15 protein-coding genes are annotated in these 18848 nt (G+C 71.1%); 8 read left to right on the top strand and 7 right to left on the bottom strand.

The window, feature by feature from the left end; translation table 11 throughout:
• Positions 1 to 25: 25 nt before the first annotated feature.
• Genes ACIBK3_RS23865 through ACIBK3_RS23850 form a run of 4 tightly spaced genes read right to left on the bottom strand, consistent with a single transcriptional unit; the run spans position 26 to position 5939 of the window.
• Complete coding sequence (locus ACIBK3_RS23865) at positions 26 to 1186, bottom strand: acyl-CoA dehydrogenase family protein (protein ID WP_399368486.1); 1161 nt, start codon at positions 1184 to 1186, stop codon at positions 26 to 28.
• A 6-nt stretch (positions 1187 to 1192) separates the two neighbouring features.
• The gene (locus ACIBK3_RS23860) at positions 1193 to 2140 is read right to left on the bottom strand and encodes a hydroxymethylglutaryl-CoA lyase (RefSeq protein WP_399368484.1); all 948 of its coding nucleotides are present in this window, start codon (positions 2138 to 2140) and stop codon (positions 1193 to 1195) included.
• Positions 2137 to 4308 carry an acetyl/propionyl/methylcrotonyl-CoA carboxylase subunit alpha gene (locus ACIBK3_RS23855; protein WP_399368482.1) on the bottom strand — a complete coding sequence of 724 codons (2172 nt, stop codon included), beginning with the start codon at positions 4306 to 4308 and terminating at the stop codon, positions 2137 to 2139. The genes ACIBK3_RS23860 and ACIBK3_RS23855 overlap by 4 nt, the downstream gene beginning before the upstream one ends.
• Before the next feature lie 14 nt (positions 4309 to 4322).
• The gene (locus tag ACIBK3_RS23850; RefSeq protein WP_399368480.1) at positions 4323 to 5939 is read right to left on the bottom strand and encodes a carboxyl transferase domain-containing protein; all 1617 of its coding nucleotides are present in this window, start codon (positions 5937 to 5939) and stop codon (positions 4323 to 4325) included.
• An 85-nt stretch (positions 5940 to 6024) separates the two neighbouring features.
• Between ACIBK3_RS23850 and ACIBK3_RS23845 the strand changes: the two genes are divergently transcribed.
• From ACIBK3_RS23845 to ACIBK3_RS23835, 3 genes are all read left to right on the top strand, one after another.
• Positions 6025 to 6615, top strand: coding sequence for a TetR/AcrR family transcriptional regulator (locus ACIBK3_RS23845; protein ID WP_399368478.1), 591 nt, complete (start codon positions 6025 to 6027; stop codon positions 6613 to 6615).
• Between the two features lie 215 nt (positions 6616 to 6830).
• Entirely contained in the window at positions 6831 to 7988 is a 1158-nt protein-coding gene (locus ACIBK3_RS23840; RefSeq protein ID WP_399368477.1) for an acyl-CoA dehydrogenase family protein, read from the top strand.
• Between the two features lie 35 nt (positions 7989 to 8023).
• Complete coding sequence (locus ACIBK3_RS23835) at positions 8024 to 8902, top strand: acyl-CoA thioesterase (protein ID WP_399368475.1); 879 nt, start codon at positions 8024 to 8026, stop codon at positions 8900 to 8902.
• Positions 8903 to 8944: 42 nt separating this feature from the next.
• Here ACIBK3_RS23835 and ACIBK3_RS23830 read toward each other — a convergent pair whose 3' ends face one another.
• Positions 8945 to 9733: a phosphatase gene (locus tag ACIBK3_RS23830; protein WP_399368473.1), complete on the bottom strand. Its 789-nt coding sequence runs from the start codon at positions 9731 to 9733 to the stop codon at positions 8945 to 8947.
• 70 nt (positions 9734 to 9803) lie between these two features.
• Entirely contained in the window at positions 9804 to 11438 is a 1635-nt protein-coding gene (locus ACIBK3_RS23825; RefSeq protein WP_399368471.1) for a helix-turn-helix domain-containing protein, read from the bottom strand.
• Between the two features lie 104 nt (positions 11439 to 11542).
• On the opposite strand from ACIBK3_RS23825, the gene ACIBK3_RS23820 reads away from it, so the two are divergent.
• The 3 genes from ACIBK3_RS23820 to ACIBK3_RS23810 are packed head-to-tail and all read left to right on the top strand — an operon-like array spanning position 11543 to position 15714.
• Positions 11543 to 13006, top strand: coding sequence for a sodium:solute symporter (locus tag ACIBK3_RS23820; protein ID WP_399368469.1), 1464 nt, complete (start codon positions 11543 to 11545; stop codon positions 13004 to 13006).
• 57 nt (positions 13007 to 13063) lie between these two features.
• Entirely contained in the window at positions 13064 to 14032 is a 969-nt protein-coding gene (gene speB / locus ACIBK3_RS23815; protein WP_399368468.1) for an agmatinase, read from the top strand.
• Entirely contained in the window at positions 14029 to 15714 is a 1686-nt protein-coding gene (locus ACIBK3_RS23810) for a thiamine pyrophosphate-binding protein (protein ID WP_399368466.1), read from the top strand. Before speB ends, ACIBK3_RS23810 begins: the two co-directional genes overlap by 4 nt.
• 102 nt (positions 15715 to 15816) lie before the next feature.
• On the opposite strand, the gene ACIBK3_RS23805 is transcribed toward ACIBK3_RS23810, so the two are convergent.
• A complete protein-coding gene (locus ACIBK3_RS23805; protein ID WP_399368464.1) occupies positions 15817 to 16623 on the bottom strand; it encodes an endonuclease I family protein in 807 nt (268 codons plus the stop codon).
• Positions 16624 to 16833: 210 nt separating this feature from the next.
• Between ACIBK3_RS23805 and ACIBK3_RS23800 the strand changes: the two genes are divergently transcribed.
• Together ACIBK3_RS23800 and ACIBK3_RS23795 are read left to right on the top strand one after the other, a co-directional pair.
• Positions 16834 to 17694 (top strand): serine hydrolase, encoded by an 861-nt coding sequence (locus ACIBK3_RS23800; RefSeq protein ID WP_399368462.1) that lies wholly within the window; start codon positions 16834 to 16836, stop codon positions 17692 to 17694.
• Between the two features lie 53 nt (positions 17695 to 17747).
• Complete coding sequence (locus ACIBK3_RS23795; RefSeq protein ID WP_399368460.1) at positions 17748 to 18767, top strand: esterase-like activity of phytase family protein; 1020 nt, start codon at positions 17748 to 17750, stop codon at positions 18765 to 18767.
• The last annotated feature ends 81 nt before the right edge of the window (positions 18768 to 18848 follow it).

Here is an 18848-nt window from a genome sequence, read left to right as displayed (position 1 = left end):
GGTCGACGCGGACTGGCGACCGGAATCAGCCCGCCAGGCCCAACTCCCTCGCGATCAGCATCCGCTGGACCTCGCTGGTGCCCTCGCCGATCTCCAGGATCTTGGAGTCGCGCCACATGCGGGCGACCGGGTACTCGTTCATGAAGCCGTAGCCGCCGTGGATCTGGGTGGCGTCGCGGGCGTTGTCCACGGCGATCGTGGACGAGTACAGCTTGGCGAGGGCCGCCTCCTTCTTGAAGGGGTCGCCGGAGACGAGGCGGGAGGCCGCGTCGCGCCAGGCGAGGCGGGCGGTGTGGGCTTTCATGTCCATGTCGGCGATCTTGAACTGGATGGCCTGGTTGGCGCCGATGGGGCGGCCGAAGGCCTCGCGTTCCTTCGCGTACTTCACCGACTCGTCCACACAGCCCTGCGCCAGCCCGGTGGCGAGGGCGGCGATGGCGATCCGGCCCTCGTCCAGGATGCGCAGGAACTGGGCGTAGCCGCGGCCCTGTTCGCCGAGCAGATTCGCGGCCGGGACACGGACGTCGGAGAAGGACAGCTCACGGGTGTCCGAGGCGTTCCAGCCGACCTTGGAGTACGGGGCGGCGACCGTGAAGCCGGGGGTGCCGGACGGCACGATGATCGCGGAGATCAGCGGCCTGCCGTCCGCCTTGCGTCCCGTCACCGCGGTGACCGTGACCAGGCCTGTGATGTCCGTGCCCGAGTTGGTGATGAAGCACTTGCTGCCGTTGATCACCCACTCGTCCGTCTCCGGGTCGAGGCGGGCCGTCGTCCGGGTGGCGCCCGCGTCCGAGCCGCCGCCGGGCTCGGTCAGCCCGAACGCGCCGAGGACCTCGCCGGAGCACAGCCGGGGCAGCCACTGCCGCTTCTGCTCCTCGGTGCCGAACAGGTGGATCGGCATCGCGCCCAGCGAGACGCCCGCCTCCAGGGTGATGGCGACCGACGAGTCGACCCGCGCCAGCTCCTCCAGCGCGATGCCGAGGGCCAGATAGTCGCCGCCCATGCCGCCGTACTCCTCTGGGAACGGCAGCCCGAACAGCCCCATGCGGCCCATCTCACGGACGATCTCGTACGGGAACTCGTGCCGCTCGTAGAAGTCGCCGATCTTGGGCGCCACGACGTCGTGCGCGAACTCCTCGACGGTACGGCGGAGTTCTTCCAGTTCGGGGGAGAGTCGGTGGTCCATCGTTGTTCACTGCTCCTGGGGGGAGAGGGCTCGGACGGTGCGGGACGGGCTGGGCCGGCCCAGGTGCGCGGCCATCCACACGCTGGTGGCGACGAGACGGCCGAGGTCGACTCCGGTGTCGATGCCGAGACCCTGAAGCATCCACACGAGGTCCTCGGTGGCGAGGTTGCCGGTGGCGGACTTGGCGTACGGGCAGCCGCCGAGGCCGCCCGCGGAGGCGTCGACGGTGGTGACGCCGTACTGGAGCGCGGCCAGGGTGTTGGCGAGCGCCTGGCCGTAGGTGTCGTGGAAGTGCACGCCCAGCACCTCGGTGGGGACCCGCGCTTCGGTGAGCGCGGTGAGGAGGGCGAGCACATGGCCGGGCGTGGCAACCCCGATCGTGTCGCCGAGGCTGAGCTCGTCGCAGCCCATGTCGAGCAGGGCCCGGCAGACCCGGACGACCTGCGGGATCGGCACCGGGCCCTCCCACGGGTCGCCGAAGCACATGGACAGATAGCCGCGCACGTGCACGCCCTCCGCCTTCGCCCGGGTCACCACCGGCTCGAACATCGCCAGCGCCTCGTCGACCGTGCGGTTGAGGTTCGCCTTGGCGAAGGACTCGGTGGCGCTGGCGAACACGGCGACCCGGCGGCTGCCGAAAATCAGGGCCCGGTCCAGTCCGCGTTCGTTCGGGACGAGGACCGGGAGGTCGACGGGGAGATCGTCGATCAGCGGGAACAGCTGCTCGGCGTCGGCGAGTTGGGGCACCCACTTGGGGTGCACGAAGCTGGTCGCCTCGATCGTCGTCAGGCCGGCTCCGGCGAGGCGGCGGATGAACGCCGCCTTGATCTCCGTCGGGACGGCCGTCTTCTCGTTCTGCAGGCCGTCGCGTGCGCCCACCTCGTGGATCCGGACACGGGCGGGCAGGCCCGGGGCCGGTACGACCATGGGGAGGCCCAGTTCGGGAGTGCTCATGGCGTCTTCTCCTCGACGGGGGCGGACTCGAAGGGGGTGGTCTCGAAGGGGGTGGTCTCGGAGGTGGCGGTACCCGCGGTGGCGGTACCCCCGAGGGCGGTATCCGCGGTGGCGGTATCCGAGCTGCCGGTACCCGAGCTGCCGGTCTCCGCGGGCGCGATGACCGCCAGCACCTGGTCCATGGCGACCGTCGCCCCCGGCACGACGTCCAGTTCGGCGACCGTGCCGGCGTGCGGGGCGGAGATGACGTGCTCCATCTTCATCGCCTCGACGACCAGCAGGCTCTGGCCCGCGGTGACCTCGTCGCCGACGGCGACCTTCACGACGGTGACCGTGCCGGGCATCGGTGCGGTGAGCGAGTCGGCGCCCGCATGGGCCGCGCCCGTGAGGGACGCGGCGACCGGGTCGTGGTCGCGCACCTGCCAGGCGTCGCCGTCGCGGCCCAGCCAGGTGCCTCCCGGCAGGGCGGCGAAGGTGTGGGCGATGCCGTCGAGGTGGAGGGTGAACCGGGACCGGGAGTCGCTGTCCGTTCCCGGGGGCGGCCCGGCGTGTGCCCGGAGCGGTGTCCGCGCGCCGTCGGCGAGTACCTCGGCCCCGCCGTCCGCCGTGCCGCGCACCCGGACGGTGCGCGGCTCGTGCCCCGCCACCTGGAGGTGGTGAGACGTCCAGGCCCGCTCGCCGCCCAGACGCCAGCCATCGGCGACGGAGAACGGATCCACCCAGCCGGGCCCCGCCGCGCCGAGGGCGGCCTGGCGCAGCAGCGCTGCCGCCGCGTACACCTCCTGCGGGACCTCGGCCGGTACCAGTCCCTCGACCTCCCGCTCCACCAGCCCGGTGTCCAACTCGCCCGCCACGACCGCCGGATGGGCGAGCAGCCGCCGCAGGAATCCGGCGTTCGTCGGCACGCCCAGCGTGACCGTCTCCGCCAGGGCGGCCCGGAGTTTCCTGAGCGCGGTGGCCCGGTCGGGCCCGTACGCGATCACCTTGGACAGCATCGGGTCGTACAGGCTGCCGACCTCGGTGCCCTCGCTGAGCCCGGAGTCGGTGCGGACGCCGTCGCCCTGGGGTTCGTGGAGTTTCAGGACCGTGCCGCCGGAGGGGAGGAACCCGCGCGTGCCCTCTTTGACCGACACCGTCTCGGCGCAGACGCGGGCCTCGATCGCGTGGCCGGTGAGGGCGATGTCGTCCTGTCCGAAGGGCAGGGGTTCGCCGGCCGCCACCCGCAGCTGCCACTCCACCAGGTCCAGCCCGGTGATCAGCTCGGTGACCGGGTGCTCCACCTGGAGGCGGGTGTTCATCTCCATGAAGTAGTACGACGACGGGTCCTCGCCGGGGACGATGAACTCCACCGTGCCCGCGCCCCGGTAGCCGCAGGAACGGGCCGCCTGGACGGCCGCCTCGCCCATCGCCGCCCGGGTCCTGTCGTCCAGGAGGACGGAGGGCGCCTCCTCGATGAGCTTCTGGTGGCGGCGCTGGAGGGAGCACTCGCGCTCGCCCAGGTGGATCACCCGGCCGTGGCCGTCGGCCAGGACCTGGATCTCGATGTGCCGGGGCCGGTCGACCCACCGTTCGACGAGCAGGGTGTCGTCCCCGAAGGAGGCGCGGGCCTCGCGGCGCGCGGCGGCGATCTCGTCGGCGAGCAGGGCCGCCTCGCGCACCAGCCGCATGCCCTTGCCGCCCCCGCCGGCGGAGGGCTTCAGCAGCACCGGCATACCGATCTCCTGGGCGGAGTCGGCGAGTTGGGCATCGCTCAGTCCGCTGCCGCTGGACCCGGGGACGACCGGCACCCCGGCCGCCCGCACCGTCTCCTTGGCGCGGATCTTGTCCCCCATGAGGGCGATGGCGTCCGCGGGCGGCCCGATGAAGACCAGCCCGGCGTCGGCGCACGCCCGCGCGAAGCCGGCGTTCTCCGCCAGGAAGCCGTATCCCGGGTGGACGGCCTGGGCGCCGGTGCGGGCCGCCGCCTCCAGGAGCCGCTCGACGGACAGATAGCTCTCGGCGGCGGGCGCCGGGCCGAGCCGCACGGCGGTGTCGGCCTCCCGGACGTGCCGGGCGTCGGCGTCCGCGTCGGAGAAGACGGCCACCGAGCGCACGCCCAGCGAGCGCAGCGTACGGATGACGCGGACGGCGATCTCGCCCCGGTTGGCCACAAGCACTGTGTCGAACATCGTCGTCAGGTCCCTCACATCCGGAAGACGCCGAACTGGGGGTCACCCAGGGGCGCGTTGGCGCACGCGGTCAGAGCCAGGCCCAGCACCTGCCGGGTGTCGAGCGGGTCGATGACCCCGTCGTCCCAGAGCCGGGCGGTGGCGTAGTAGGCGTTGCCCTGACGTTCGTACTGCGCGCGGATCGGCGCCTTGAACGCCTCTTCCTCCTCGGCGGGCCAGTCCTCCCCCCGGGCCTGAGACTGGTCCCGCTTGACGGTCGCGAGGACGGAGGCGGCCTGCTCGCCGCCCATGACGGAGATCTTGGCGTTGGGCCACATCCACAGGAAGCGGGGCGAGTACGCCCGCCCGCACATGGAGTAGTTCCCGGCGCCGTACGACCCGCCGACCACGACGGTCAGCTTGGGCACGCGCGTGCACGCCACCGCGGTCACCATCTTGGCGCCGTGCTTGGCGATACCGCCGGCCTCGTACTGCTTGCCGACCATGAAGCCGGAGATGTTCTGCAGGAACACCAGCGGGATCCCGCGCTGGTCGCACAGCTCGATGAAGTGGGCGCCCTTCTGGGCGGACTCGGAGAACAGGATGCCGTTGTTGGCGACGATCCCGACGGGGTGGCCCTGGATCCGGGCGAAGCCGGTGACCAGGGTCTGCCCGAACTCGGCCTTGAACTCGGCGAGACGGGAACCGTCGACCACGCGCGCGATGATCTCGCGCACGTCGTACGGGGTGCGGGAGTCGACGGGCACGGCGCCGTACAGCCCGTACGGGTCGAGCTTCGGCTCGACGGCGGGCCGGACCTCCCAGGGGAGGGGCCCGCGCGCGCGGAGGGTGGCGGCGATGTTCCGCACGATGCGCAGGGCGTGGGCGTCGTCCTCGGCGAGGTGGTCGGTGACGCCGGAGATCCGGGAGTGCACCTCGCCGCCGCCCAGCTCCTCCGCGGTGACGACCTCCCCGGTGGCGGCCTTCACGAGAGGCGGACCCCCGAGGAAGATCGTCCCCTGGTTCCGCACGATGACGGCCTCGTCGCTCATCGCCGGGACGTACGCCCCGCCGGCGGTGCACGACCCGAGGACCGCGGCGATCTGCGGGATCCCCGCCCCCGACATCCGGGCCTGGTTGTAGAAGATCCGCCCGAAGTGCTCACGGTCCGGGAAGACCTCGTCCTGCAGGGGCAGGAAGGCGCCGCCGGAGTCGACGAGGTAGACGCAGGGCAGGCGGTTCTCCAGGGCCACCTCCTGCGCGCGCAGATGCTTCTTCACCGTCATCGGGTAGTACGTCCCGCCCTTGACGGTGGCGTCATTGGCGACGATCACGCACTCGCGTCCGCTGACCCGGCCGATCCCGGCGATGACCCCGGCGGCCGGGGCCTGCCCCTCGTACATCCCGTCGGCGGCGAGAGGGGCCAGCTCCAGGAAGGGCGAGCCGGGATCGAGGAGCGTGTCGACCCGGTCGCGCGGCAGCAGCTTCCCGCGCGCGGTGTGCCGGGCCCGGGCCTTCTCGCCCCCGCCGAGCCGGGCCGCGGCGAGCTTGCCGCGCAGCTCCCCGACGAGTGCGAGATGCGCCTTCTCGTTGGCGCGCCAGGCTTCCGACGCGGGATCCGCCGCGCTCGTCAGCACTGCTGCCTCCTGCATCCTCAGGTCCCCTCGGCTTGTTAATGAGCGTTAACCATCTCCTTCAGGTTAACGACCGCTAACCGCTCTGTCTAGAATTGCTTCCATGGCCACCAGAACCGACGCTCCCACCCGCCGCGAGCAGATCCTCAAGGAGGCCGCGCGGCTCTTCGCCGAACGCGGCTTCCACGGCGTCGGTGTGGACGAGATAGGGGCCGCCGTCGGGATCAGCGGCCCCGGTCTCTACCGCCACTTCACGGGCAAGGACGCGATGCTCGCCGAACTGCTGGTGGGTATCAGCGGCCAGCTGCTGACAGGCGCCAAGCGGCGCGTCCAGGAAGCCGACGGGGTGCCCGGCGACGCGGTCCTCGACTCCCTCATCGAGGGCCACATCGACTTCGCCCTCGACGACCGCCCGCTGATCACACTGCACGATCGTGAGCTGGACCGCCTCCGGGACACGGACCGCAAGCTGGTACGACAGCTGCAGAGGCAGTACGTCGAGCTGTGGGTCGGGGTCGTGCGCGAGGTGTACCCGGGGCTCTCCGAGCCGACGGCGCGCTCCGCCGTCCACTCGGTGTTCGGGCTGCTGAACTCCACCCCACACCTGGGGAGGGCGGGGTCCTTGCCGGGGCGGGTGGCCACGGCGGAGCTGCTGCACCGGATGGCGCGGGGCGCGTTCGCGGCGGCGGAGTGACAGGCCCTGCGGCACAAGCCCAGAGGCACAAGCCTCGCGCGCGCATCGAGCGGCCGTACGTGATGAGCGTTACCTGGACGCGCCTCCCTACTCGCCGGTACCTTGAGTGAGCAAGCGCTTAGCCGTTGTGACCTCAACCATCAGTTGAGGAACCCCGACGGCGAGCGACCACATTCGCGAGAGCGGCGCCGGCTTAGGCGCAAGGAGGTGCGGCGGTGCGCCGTACGGTGTTCAACGAGGATCACGAGGCGTTCCGGGAGACCCTCCGGGACTTCATCGAGGCCGAGGTCGTCCCCGTCTACGACGAGTGGTTCGCCGCGGGCCAGGCACCGCGCGACTTCTACTACAAGCTCGCCGAACTCGGCGTCTTCGGGATCCGCGTCGACGAGGAGTACGGCGGCGCCGGCATCGACTCGTACAAGTTCGAAGCCGTGATGTACGAGGAGACCGCGCGCGCGGGTGTCCAGTTCGGCGGCTCCGGGGTGCACGTGCTGCTCGGCCTGCCGTACATCAAGATGCTCGCCACCGACGAGCAGAAGAAGCGCTTCCTGCCGAAGTTCGTCTCCGGTGAGGAGATGTGGGCCCTCGCGATGACCGAGCCGGGCACCGGCTCCGACCTCGCGGGCATGAAGACCACCGCCAAGCTCTCCGAGGACGGCACGCACTACGTCCTCAACGGCTCCAAGACCTTCATCACCGGCGGCGTCCACGCCGACCGCGTGATCGTCTGCGCCCGCACCTCGGCGCCCACCGCCGAGGACCGCCGCCACGGCATCTCCCTGTTCGCCGTGGACACCAAGTCCGAGGGCTACTCCATAGGCCGCAAGCTCGACAAGCTCGGCTTGAAGACCTCCGACACCGCCGAGCTGGCGTTCGTCGACGTCAAGGTCCCCGCCGAGGACCTCCTCGGCGAGGAGAACAAGGGCTTCTACTACCTCGGCCACAACCTGGCCTCCGAGCGCTGGGGCATCGCCTTCGGCGCCTACGCCCAGGCCAAGGCCGCCGTCCGGTTCGCCAAGGAGTACGTGCAGGACCGCACGGTCTTCGGCAAGCCCGTCGCCTCCTTCCAGAACACCAAGTTCGAACTGGCCGCCTGCCAGGCAGAGGTGGACGCCGCCGAGGCCGTCGCGGACCGCGCCCTCGAGGCCCTGGACGCCGGCGAGCTGACCCCCGCCGAGGCCGCCAGCGCCAAGCTGTTCTGCACCGAGGTCGCCCACCGCGTGATCGACCGCTGCCTCCAGCTGCACGGCGGCTACGGCTTCATGAACGAGTACCCGATCGCCCGCCTGTACGCGGACAACCGCGTCAACCGCATCTACGGCGGCACCAGCGAGATCATGAAGACGATCATCGCGAAGGACATGGGCCTGTAAGGCCCCGGAAATTACCGGCCCGTAGAAATAGCCGTATGAGTCAGGCACTGGACGATCTCCTCGATCTGCTCGACCTCGAGCAGATCGAGGAGAACATCTTCCGCGGCCGGTCCCGGTCCTCCGTCGTCCCTCGGGTCTTCGGCGGACAGGTCGCGGCCCAGGCGCTCGTCGCCGCCGGGCGGACGGTCCCCGAGGACCGCCTCGCCCATTCCCTCCACGCGTACTTCCTGCGCCCCGGTGACCCCGGCGCGCCCATCGTCTACACGGTCGACCGGATGAACGACGGCCGCTCCTTCACCGCGCGCCGGGTCCTCGCGGTCCAGCACGGACAGCCGATCTTCGCGCTGTCCGCCTCCTTCCAGCAGTACGAGGAGGGCTTCGACCACCAGGCCCCCATGCCGCCCGCCCCGGACCCCGTCACGCTGCCCACCTCCGAGGAGCGGCTGCGCGGCTACGACCACCTCGACCCCGAGATCGTCGAGAAGTTCCTGGACGCGCGCCGGGCGATCGACCTGCGCTACGCCGAGGAGCCGCCGTACGGACAGTTCGGCGAGCCCCGCGAACCGCACTCGCAGGTGTGGTTCCGCACCAACGGCAAACTCAGCGGCGCGGTCGACGTACCCCTGCTGCACGTCGTCCTCGCCACCTACGTCTCCGACATGACACTGCTGGACTCGGTCCTGCTCGCGCACGGACGCGGGGGATGGGCGGTGGGCGACCTCGTGGGAGCCTCGCTCGACCACGCCATGTGGTTCCACCGCCCCTTCCGCGCCGACGAATGGCTCCTCTACGACCAGGAGTCGCCGTCCGCCCACGGCGGCCGCGGCCTGGGCCAGGCCCGGATCTACACCCAGGACGGCCGGCTCGCCATCTCGGTCATCCAGGAGGGCGTGGTCCGCGCCCCCAGACGCTGAGGCGCTCACCGGACTCTGAGGCGCTTCCCGAACGCTGAGCGGTCAGACCAGCCCCGCCTCCGCCAGCAGATACGCCGTCATCGGGTCGTAGTGGCGCGGGCTGACCACATGGTCGTCGAGGGGGACCGTCACCTGCACGGTGCCCTCCGCCTCGGCGAGGAAGAGCGCCGGGTCGTTGCAGTCGGCGTAGCCGACGGAGTCGACGCCGTGCTGCCCGGCGTATCCCGCCCAGCCGTGGTCGGCGACGACCAGGTCGGGCAGCGGGCGGCCCTCGTTCTCCAGGGCGGTCAGGATGGCCTTCATCGGCTCGCCGGAGTGCGTGTGCCACAGCGTCGCGCCGTGCTCCAGCACCGCCACGTCCGCGAACTGCATGACGTACCCCTCGTCCGTCTGCAGCCCGTCCGGGATCACGACGATCTCGCAGCCGGCGGCCCGCAGCGCGGCGGCCGTGGCGCGGTGCACGTCGAGCAGACCGCCCGGGTGGCCGGTGGCGAACAGGACCCGCTGCCGGCCGTCGGCCGCCTTGCGCAGCCGGCCCGCCAACCGGTCCAGCGCGGCCACCGTCAGACCGGGGTCGATGGTGTCCTGGCCGTACCGGTACTCGGGGTCGTCGTTCACTCCGACCCGCTCCGCCATCACCGCGAGCACGTCCTGCTCGTCGGTCCACCGGTCGCCGAGCTCCAGGCCGAGCCAGAAGTTGCGGACACCGTTCGCCAGCTGGCGGTAGTGGGAGAGGTTGTTCTCACGAGGGGTCGCGACATCGCCCGCGATACGGGTCTTCACAAGGTGGTCGACGAGCTCGGCGCGGCTGGGTGTCCCGGGTATCGGCATGCCTCCCATTGTGAGGCAGATCGCGGAGGGATCACTCGGCATCCCGCACGCTGGGACGCGCGTCACGCGATCACAGGTGCCGCAGCGCGAACCACAGTTCCATCCGTACGTCCGGGTCGTCCAGGTCCGCCCCCAGCAGGGCCGCGCACCGGGCGATCCGCTGCCGCACGGTGTTGCGGTGCACGGCCAGCGCCACCGCCGTACGGTCCCAACTGCCGTGCAGCGACAGCCAGGTCCGCAGCGTCTCGGTGAGCGCCGGGGTGGCCGCGACCGGCGCGAGCAGCGTACGGGCGTACGCCTCGGCCTCCTGGCCGGGGACCAGGTCGGCGAGGGCCGGGCGGGCGGCGTGCCGGACCAGCGGGACACGGGTGGCCAGGGCGCGGGCCAGGGCGCGGGCCGCCTGGGTGTCGGCGGGCGCCCACTCGTGCGGGCCGGCGACCGCGCTGACACCGAGCGTCCAGCCGGACTGCGGGGCCGGTTCGTGCTCGGCCGGCACCAGGACCCGTACGACGTCCCGGTCCAGGTCGACCAGCGGGGAGCCCAGCGCCGCCCCGAGCGCGGCAGCGGCCACCCCGTCGGGAGGCTCCGGCGCCTCGGTCCGGGCGTGCACGACGACCCACCGCTCCCCGCCCAGCAGGGGTGCCACCTCGTCGGGACCGGCCCCCAGCAGCAGCCGTACGAGCGCTGAGGACCGGGCCGCTCCCGTCCTGCTCTGGTGCTCGCCGGTGAGCAGGGAGAGCAGCACGGCGGCGACGGACGCGATGGTGTGGTGGGCGGGGTCGCGCCGGGGCGCCGCGACGCCGAGCACGAAACCCTGGCCGGTGCCGAGGGCGTAGGCGGCGAGATGGGTACCGGCGGGGGTGGTGTCGGTGGCGGTCGCGGAGGAGCGGCTGGTGACGATCCGTGCGAGCCTGACCAGCGCGTCCCCCGTCTCGCCCGCCCGTTCCCGTCCTGTCGGCGTGTCCCGCGCCTCGCCCGCCTGTCGCCGTCCCGCCGGCGCGTCCCGCGCTCCGCCCGCCTGTTGCCGTCGCGTCAGCGTGTCCCGTTCCTCGCCCGCCGGGTTCCGCCCCGCCGGCCCCTCCCGCACCTGGCCCCCCGGCTCCCGCCCCGCCGCCGCGATCTCCGCCCCCTCCGGGCCGTACAGCACCGCCCGGCCGCCCACCCGCTGGGCGAGCTGTCGCAGGACCGAGGGGACCGGGTCGGGGCGGGAGGCCGCGGCGGCGAGACTCTGCTGGGCCTCCGTGACGCGGCGCAGTTCGGTGTGCCGGGCCTGGGCCATCAACTGCCAGACCGCGCGGGCCACGCCCGAGAACGTGGTCCGCGGCGGGACCTCGACCAGCGGCAGCTCGTACGCCTCGCAGGCCGCGACCAGCGCCCGCGGCACCGTGTCGTGGACCGGCGCCACCCCGAACCCGAGAGCCGCTCCGCCCGCCGCGACGATCCGGGAGACGTAGTCGTCGAAGTAGGTGCCCGACCCCGCCGCCTCCGGAATGTGCACGCCCGCCGTCAGCAGCAGCTCACCGCCGAGCAGATACGGATACGGGTCCGCCATCTCCGATGTGTGGGCCCAGTGGACGACGATGTCCGGATCGTGGGGCCCCGCGATCTGCCGCAGGGCCAGGTCCTCGCGGGCCAGGAGAGCAGCGAGAGGCACGGGCGGGGTCGGCGGAACGGCGGGATCCGACACGGTGGACGTTCCTTCCATCCTGCTCGGCTCGAATGGATGAAACGTACACTTCGCAGTCGCTTTCCGGCCACCTAGTGTCGGTGCTCGTCACCCGCCGGCGACATCGAGTGAAGGAGGGCCCTGTGGCCGTCGACTACGCAGTCATCGTCGTCTATCTGGCCGGCATGCTGGCCATGGGCTGGTGGGGGATGCGCCGCGCCAGGTCGAAGAGCGAGTTCCTGGTGGCCGGGCGCCGCCTGGGACCCGTCATGTACTCCGGCACCATGGCCGCGATCGTCCTCGGGGGCGCGTCCACCATCGGCGGCGTGGGCCTCGGCTACCAGTACGGCCTGTCCGGCGCCTGGATGGTGTTCACCATCGGCCTCGGCCTGCTCGCCCTCTCCGTCTTCTTCTCCGCACGCATCGCCCGCCTGAAGGTCTACACCGTCTCCGAGATGCTGGACCTGCGGTACGGCGGCCGGGCGGGCGTCATCTCCGGCGTGGTCATGTGGGCGTACACCCTGATGCTCGCGGTCACGTCGACCATCGCGTACGCCACCATCTTCGACGTCCTCTTCGACATGAACCGGACCGCCGCGATCGTCCTCGGCGGCTCGATCGTCGTCGCGTACTCGACCCTCGGCGGGATGTGGTCGATCACGCTGACGGACATGGTGCAGTTCGTGGTGAAGACCATCGGCGTCCTGCTCCTGCTCCTCCCGATCGCCGTCGTCAAGGCGGGCGGCTTCGGCGAGATGAGGGCGAAGCTGCCCACCGAGTACTTCGACCCGCTCGGCATCGGCGGCGAGACGATCTTCACCTACGTGCTCATCTACACCTTCGGCATGCTCATCGGCCAGGACATCTGGCAGCGGGTGTTCACCGCCCGCGGCGACCGGACCGCCAGGTGGGGCGGCACGGTCGCGGGCACCTACTGCCTCGTCTACGCCCTCGCCGGCGCCGTCATCGGCACGGCGGCCAAGGTCCTCTACCCGAAGCTGCCCAACGCGGACGACGCCTTCGCGACCATCGTGAAGGACGAACTCCCGGTCGGCGTACGGGGGTTGGTGCTGGCCGCCGCCCTGGCCGCCGTGATGTCCACCTCCTCCGGCGCGCTCATCGCCTGCGCGACCGTCGCCAACAACGACATCTGGTCGCGGCTGCGGGGCGCCACGGACACCGCGGCCGACGACCACGACGAGGTGAGGGGCAACCGCGCCTTCATCCTCGTCATGGGCGTGGTCGTGATCTGTACCGCCATCGCGCTGAACAACGTCGTCGAGGCGCTGACCGTCGCCTACAACCTGCTCGTCGGCGGCCTCCTCGTGCCGATCCTCGGCGGACTGCTGTGGAAGCGCGGCACCGTGCAGGGCGCCCTCGCCTCCGTCGTCGTCGGCGGTCTCGCCGTCATCGGCCTGATGGCGGGCTACGGCATCCTCGCCAACGAGCCCGTCTACTACGGCCTCCTGTCCTCCCTCGCCGCGTACCTCGTCGTCTCCCTGGCGACCAGGCCCACCGACGCGGCCGTCCTCACGGCCTGGCGCGAGCGGCTGGCCGGCCGCGGTGCTCCCGAACGTGTGTCCGAACCGGTTCCGGCGCCCCACTAGAGTCGTCAGAAGAAGCAGTTCATACGCGACGAAACGCAGGAAAGAAGGCATGACCCCATGAGCAGCAACGAGCCGCCCCGCGGCCCCGTCGACTCGTCGCGCATCCCGCGGTACGCCGGTCCCGCGACCTTCGCCCGGCTGCCGCGCCTCGACGAGGTCGGCCGGGCCGATGTCGCCGTGGTGGGGGTGCCGTTCGACTCGGGCGTCTCCTACCGGCCGGGCGCCCGCTTCGGCGGCAACGCCATCCGCGAGGCGTCCCGGCTGCTGCGCCCGTACAACCCGGCGCAGGAGGCGTCCCCCTTCGCCCTCGCCCAGGTGGCCGACGGCGGCGACATAGCCGTGAACCCGTTCGACATCCACGAGGCGGTCGAGACCATCGAGGCCGCGGCGGACGAGCTGCTCGGCACCGGTGCCCGCCTGATGACCCTGGGCGGCGACCACACGATCGCGCTGCCGCTGCTGCGGTCGGTCGCGAAGAAGCACGGCCCGGTGGCCTTGCTGCACTTCGACGCCCACCTCGACACCTGGGACACGTACTTCGGCGCGGAGTACACGCACGGCACGCCGTTCCGCCGGGCGGTGGAGGAGGGCATCCTCGACACCTCCGCCCTGTCCCACGTCGGCACCCGTGGCCCCCTGTACGGCAAGCAGGACCTGGACGACGACGCCAAGCTGGGCTTCGGCATCGTCACCTCGGCGGATGTGATGAGGCGCGGCGTCGACGAGGTCGCCGACCAGCTGCGGCAGCGCATCGGCGACCGTCCCCTCTACATCTCCATAGACATCGACTGCCTGGACCCGGCGCACGCCCCCGGCACCGGCACGCCCGAGGCGGGCGGCATGACCTCCCGTGAGCTGCTGGAGATCCTGCGCGGTCTGGCATCGTGCACCCTGGTGTCGGCGGACGTCGTCGAGGTGGCCCCCGCGTACGACCACGCGGAGATCACTTCGGTGGCGGCGTCCCACACGGCGTACGAACTGACCACGATCATGTCCCGTCAGATTGCGGAGGCCCGCGCGAAGTGACCCACGACCACGACCTGGTGCTCCGTCCGACGCCGTCCCAGACGAAGGCCGCGCTGAACCCTCCCCCCGGCCGCACCGGCGGAGACCTGGTCGTGGAGACGCTGGCCGGCCTCGGCGCGACCACCGTCTTCGGCCTGCCCGGCCAGCACGCGCTGGGGATGTTCGACGCCCTGCGCCGCTCGGACCTCAGGTTCATCGGCCTGCGGGTGGAGAACAACGCGGGCTTCGCGGCGGACGCGTACGGCCGGATCACCGGCGAGGCGGCCCCGCTGCTGCTGTCGACGGGCCCGGGCGCGCTGACGTCGTTGGCGGCCCTGCAGGAAGCGGCGGCCGCGTCCGCGCCCGTCCTGGCGATCAGCAGCCAGATCCCCACCTCCGGCCTGGGCGGCGGCCGGCACGGCTATCTGCACGAACTCCCGGACCAGGCGGCCTCGTTCCGGGGCGTGGTGAAGTCCGTCCACACCGTCCGCACCCAGTCCCAGATCCCGTCCGCGATCGCGGAGGCGTGGAAGTCGGCGCTGACGGTTCCGCACGGCCCGGTATGGGTGGAGATCCCGCAGGACGTCCTGCTGGCTCCGACACCCGTCCCGGTGGTGACCGGGGGCGACGCCTTCCCCGAGGAGCTGCCGCCGCGCCCCGAACTGACGGCGCTGGCGGCCGACCTGCTGTCCCACGCCTCCCGCCCGGCGATCATCGCGGGCGGGGGAGTGGTACGGGCCGACGCGTCGGGCAAGCTCCGCCGGCTCGCCGAGAAGCTGAACGCCCCTGTGGTCACCACTCCCGGCGGCAAGGGCGCGTTCCCCTGGACGCACCCGTTGTCGTTGCGGTCCTGGCTGGAGGACCGCCACACGACGGACTTCCTTCAGGACGCGGACGTACTCCTCGTCGTCGGCTCGGGCCTCGGCGAACTCTCCTCCAACTACCACACCTTCAAGCCGCGAGGCCGGGTCATCCAGATCGAGGCGGACCTCGGCAAACTGGAGTCCAACCACCCGGCCCTCGGCATCCACGCGGACGCGCGCCTGGCTTTGCAGGCGCTGCTGGAGACGGTGTCGGAGCGCTCGGACCCTTCCGCGCCGGAGCGGGTACGGGACCTCCTCGGGCAGGTGCGCGAGCGCATCGCCGCTCAGGAACTGACCCTGGAGCAGCAGCTGCTCGCCGATGTGCGGGAAGCGCTGCCGGACGACGCACCGAGCTTCTGGGACATGACCATCCTCAGCTATTGGGCATGGTCCGCGTTCGACGCCAGGCAGCCCAACACCATGCATTCGGCCCAGGGCGCCGGAGGTCTCGGCTACGGATTTCCGGCCGCCATCGGCGCGGCGGTCGCGGACCCCACCAAGCCGGTCCTGGCGGTGTCCGGAGACGGCGGTGCGATGTACTCGATCGCCGAACTGGCGACGGTGAAGCAGTACGACCTGTCGGTCACCTGGCTGATCGTGGACGACGGCGGCTACGGCATCCTGCGCGAGTACATGACGGACACCTTCGGCCAGGCCACGGCCACCGAACTCACCCGACCGGACTTCGTGGCCCTGGCCGAGTCGTTCGGCGTACCGGCGACGCGTACGACTCCGCGGACGTTCCGCGACGACTTGGCTAAGTCGCTCACCGAACCGGGCCCGTCCGTGATCGTGCTGCCCGCGACCTTGCGGATGTTCGCTCCGACGCACCTCGAATGAGACTGACGGCAGCGGCGCGCTCGCGTGTGGGGTGAGCGGTACGCACCGCAGGGCCCTCCGGAAACTGCCCGAGGACCCTGCTCCGCGCCGTGGTGCCGTTTCCTACCAGATCGCCTCGACCCACTCCGGATGGTCGATGAACGGGTTGCGGTTGTGCTGGTAGGTGTCGTAGATGACCTGGTTGCGCTTCTCCTCGAAGGCGCTCGGCGGGTCGGCCTCGTTCCATGCCTTGAGAACGGAGAGCTTGCCGATGTACGGGTTGCTGCCGTTGCCGACCTTCTCGTTGGGCTCCAGGTCCGCGAAGCCGTCGTCACCCTCGTAGCGCACGGCCATGTAGAGGATCATGCGGGCCACATCGCCCTTGTCCGCGGCGCGCGGCTGGAAGGAGTCGGAGTCGACGAGGCTGCCGCCGCCGTTCGTGACCGTGCTGCCGCCGTTGTCGAAGTCCAGGTTTCCGCGGATGGAGTTGACCTGGACGTCCGCCGGACGCAGGTGGTGCAGGTCGGTGCCGGGACCGGTCACCTCGCCGAAGTCGCCGTGGGACTTGGCCCACACGTGTTCACGGTTCCAGTCGCCGACGTCACCGCCGTTGAGGGACTTGCTGCGGGAGACCCCGCTGTACAGCAGGATCACGTTGTTGCTGTTGTTCGGGTCCTGGTCGGTGACCTTGAGGGCGTTCCAGACCGCGGAGTACGAGATCTTCGTCTGGCTGCTGATGATGGTGTGCAGGGAGGACTTGAGGCTGGTGCCCGTCTTGCCGACCGCGTTCTTGTAGTACGTCGTGTCGTACGCGGTCGTCGTCGCCGCGGCCGGGGTCGCGGTCAGGGTGGACGCGGTGAGGCCGGCCAGGACGGCGGCGGTGGCCAGCGCCACCGGCTTCCAGCGGCGTATTCGTGGTGTCGCCAGCATGTGGGGGTCCCATCTACGCGGGTTGATTGAAGGCGGCAACGGGACTGTGACATGGACATGCGGCCGTGTAAATGAATGCGGCATGTCGATCGGATGACGGAACCCGGCAAGTCGGGCAATGCGGTGCCGGTGCGTGAAGAGTCCAAGAAGATGCTCCCGATTCGTACAACCTTTCCCCTGGACGTGTGAGTCAAGTGGTGCATGACTTCTGTGACTTCACGCAGTACGAGGACTTCACGCCGTACGAGACTCCTTGCGGCCGGCCTGGCCGTCGGCGCGCTCATACCCGTCGTGGCCGCCGCCGCGCCCGCCGCCGCCGCCACCCCGACCGTCAGCTGTACGTCCGCCAGGGCGGGCCTCGCCGACAAGCTGAAGAGGGACATCACCGCCGCCCTCGCGAACCGCAGGGGCACCATCGCGGTCGGCGTCTACGACCGCCCGACGAAGACCACCTGCACCCTGCGCGCCTCCACCGCCTTCGACTCGGCCAGCGTCGTCAAGGTCACCGTCCTCGCCACGCTGCTGTGGGACGCGAAGAAGCACAACCGGTACCTGACCGACACCGAGGCCTCCCTCGCCAAGGCCATGATCACCAAGTCGGACAACACCGCGACCAGCAAGCTGTGGAAGCAGCTGGGCATGACCAAGATCAAGGGCTTCCTCACCGCGGCCGGCATGACCCAGACCAAGCCCGGCGCGAACGGCTACTGGGGCCTGACCCAGATCACCGTCACCGACGAGCAGAAGCTCCTCAAGCTGATCACCGCCAAGAACACCGTCCTGAGCGACAACTCCCGCGCGTACATCCTCAAGCTGATGAGCCAGGTCATCTCCTCGCAGCGCTGGGGAACGCCGTACGGAGTGCCGTCCGGGGTCACCGTGGCCCTCAAGAACGGCTGGCTGGAACGGGCCACCAACGGCTGGCGCGTGCACAGCATCGGCGCGTTCAAGGGCAACGGCCACGACTACATGATCACGGTGCTCACGCAGGGTAACAGCACCATGAGCTACGGCATCACGACCATCCAGGGCGTCGCCAAGGCCGTCCACCGGGACCTGGCCGCGAGCTGACCCGTCATGAGGTGGCCTCCCGTGCGTCACCGGGCCGCCCTACGGTGGCCTCCATGCGCTTGCGAACCGTACTCGCCACGACCACCGCGGCCCTGGCGGCGGCCGCCTGTCTGACCGCCGCCGGTCCCGCGAACGCCCAGGAGAACCACGCCTGTTCGCCGTCCGTCTCCATCGACCGCTTCTCCGACGCGCTCGACAAGACGACGTTCGACGGCACCTTCGTCGGCAACCTCTCCGCCCTCGCGCCGGACCCGGACGGCTCGCTCGCCGCCCTGTCCGACCGCTCCTCCCTCTTCGGCCTGGACGCGAGGACCCTTCAGCCGCGCCGAGTGGTCCCCCTCGCCGACGAGAACGGCGCCGCACTCGACTCCGAGGGTCTGGCGATCGACCGTGACGGCACCCGGCTGGTCACGTCCGAGACCGAGCCCTCGATCCGCCGCTACTCCCGCGACGGCAGGATCCTCGACCGGCTCCCCGTCCAGCCCTCCCTCCAGGTCGCCCCGGCCGGCCGTGCCGTCTCCAACGGCACCTTCGAGGGTCTGACCCTGCTCCCCGGCGGCCGTACCCTCCTCGCGTCCATGGAGTACGCCCTGACCGGCGACAGCTCGACCCTCGTGCGCTTCCAGACCTGGCAGCGGACAAAGGGCGGGCGCTTCACGCTCGGCGCCCAGTACGCCTACCCCGTCGACGCCGGCCTCGGCGTCCCCGAGGTCCAGGCCACCCCCGACGGCCGCCTCCTCGTCCTGGAACGCGGCTTCGCCTCCGGCGTCGGCAACACGGTCCGCCTCTACCTCGCCGACCCCCACCACGCCACGGACACCAGCGGCGTCGAGAACCTCACGGGACAGACGGGCGTCCGCCCGATCAAGAAGACCCTGCTCGCCGACATCGCCGACTGCCCGTCCCTCGGCGCCACGGCCAAGCAGCCCCAGCCGAACCCGCTGCTGGACAACATCGAGGGCATGGTGATCACGGGACACACCGAGGGGCGCCTGAAAGTTGTCCTGGTGAGCGACGACAACCAGAACGCGGTACAGACGACGCGGTTCTACTACCTGCGCGTACGTGTCTGACGTGCCCGCGAGCGGACGGTCGCGCCCTCGCCCGCGAGTTGTTGCGGAGGGATGAAATCCGCTTCATCCGGTGTTGGTGTC

Origin of the sequence: Streptomyces sp. NPDC050287 (assembly GCF_044459385.1) — a bacterium.
Taxonomy (GTDB): domain Bacteria; phylum Actinomycetota; class Actinomycetes; order Streptomycetales; family Streptomycetaceae; genus Streptomyces.
This window is presented reverse-complemented; position numbering and strand designations above follow the sequence as displayed.

Bases quoted from the DNA above. Each gene is read 5' to 3' on its own strand.
- ACIBK3_RS23795 (WP_399368460.1), top strand. From the start codon at position 17,748: ATGCGCTTGCGAACCGTACTCGCCACGACCACCGCGGCCCTGGCGGCG.
- ACIBK3_RS23825 (WP_399368471.1), bottom strand. From the start codon at position 11,438: ATGGAAGGAACGTCCACCGTGTCGGATCCCGCCGTTCCGCCGACCCCG.
- ACIBK3_RS23830 (WP_399368473.1), bottom strand. From the start codon at position 9,733: ATGCCGATACCCGGGACACCCAGCCGCGCCGAGCTCGTCGACCACCTT.
- ACIBK3_RS23855 (WP_399368482.1), bottom strand. From the start codon at position 4,308: ATGTTCGACACAGTGCTTGTGGCCAACCGGGGCGAGATCGCCGTCCGC.
- ACIBK3_RS23860 (WP_399368484.1), bottom strand. From the start codon at position 2,140: ATGAGCACTCCCGAACTGGGCCTCCCCATGGTCGTACCGGCCCCGGGC.
- ACIBK3_RS23850 (WP_399368480.1), bottom strand. From the start codon at position 5,939: ATGCAGGAGGCAGCAGTGCTGACGAGCGCGGCGGATCCCGCGTCGGAA.
- ACIBK3_RS23805 (WP_399368464.1), bottom strand. From the start codon at position 16,623: ATGCTGGCGACACCACGAATACGCCGCTGGAAGCCGGTGGCGCTGGCC.
- speB (WP_399368468.1), top strand. From the start codon at position 13,064: ATGAGCAGCAACGAGCCGCCCCGCGGCCCCGTCGACTCGTCGCGCATC.
- ACIBK3_RS23865 (WP_399368486.1), bottom strand. From the start codon at position 1,186: ATGGACCACCGACTCTCCCCCGAACTGGAAGAACTCCGCCGTACCGTC.
- ACIBK3_RS23835 (WP_399368475.1), top strand. From the start codon at position 8,024: ATGAGTCAGGCACTGGACGATCTCCTCGATCTGCTCGACCTCGAGCAG.
- ACIBK3_RS23845 (WP_399368478.1), top strand. From the start codon at position 6,025: ATGGCCACCAGAACCGACGCTCCCACCCGCCGCGAGCAGATCCTCAAG.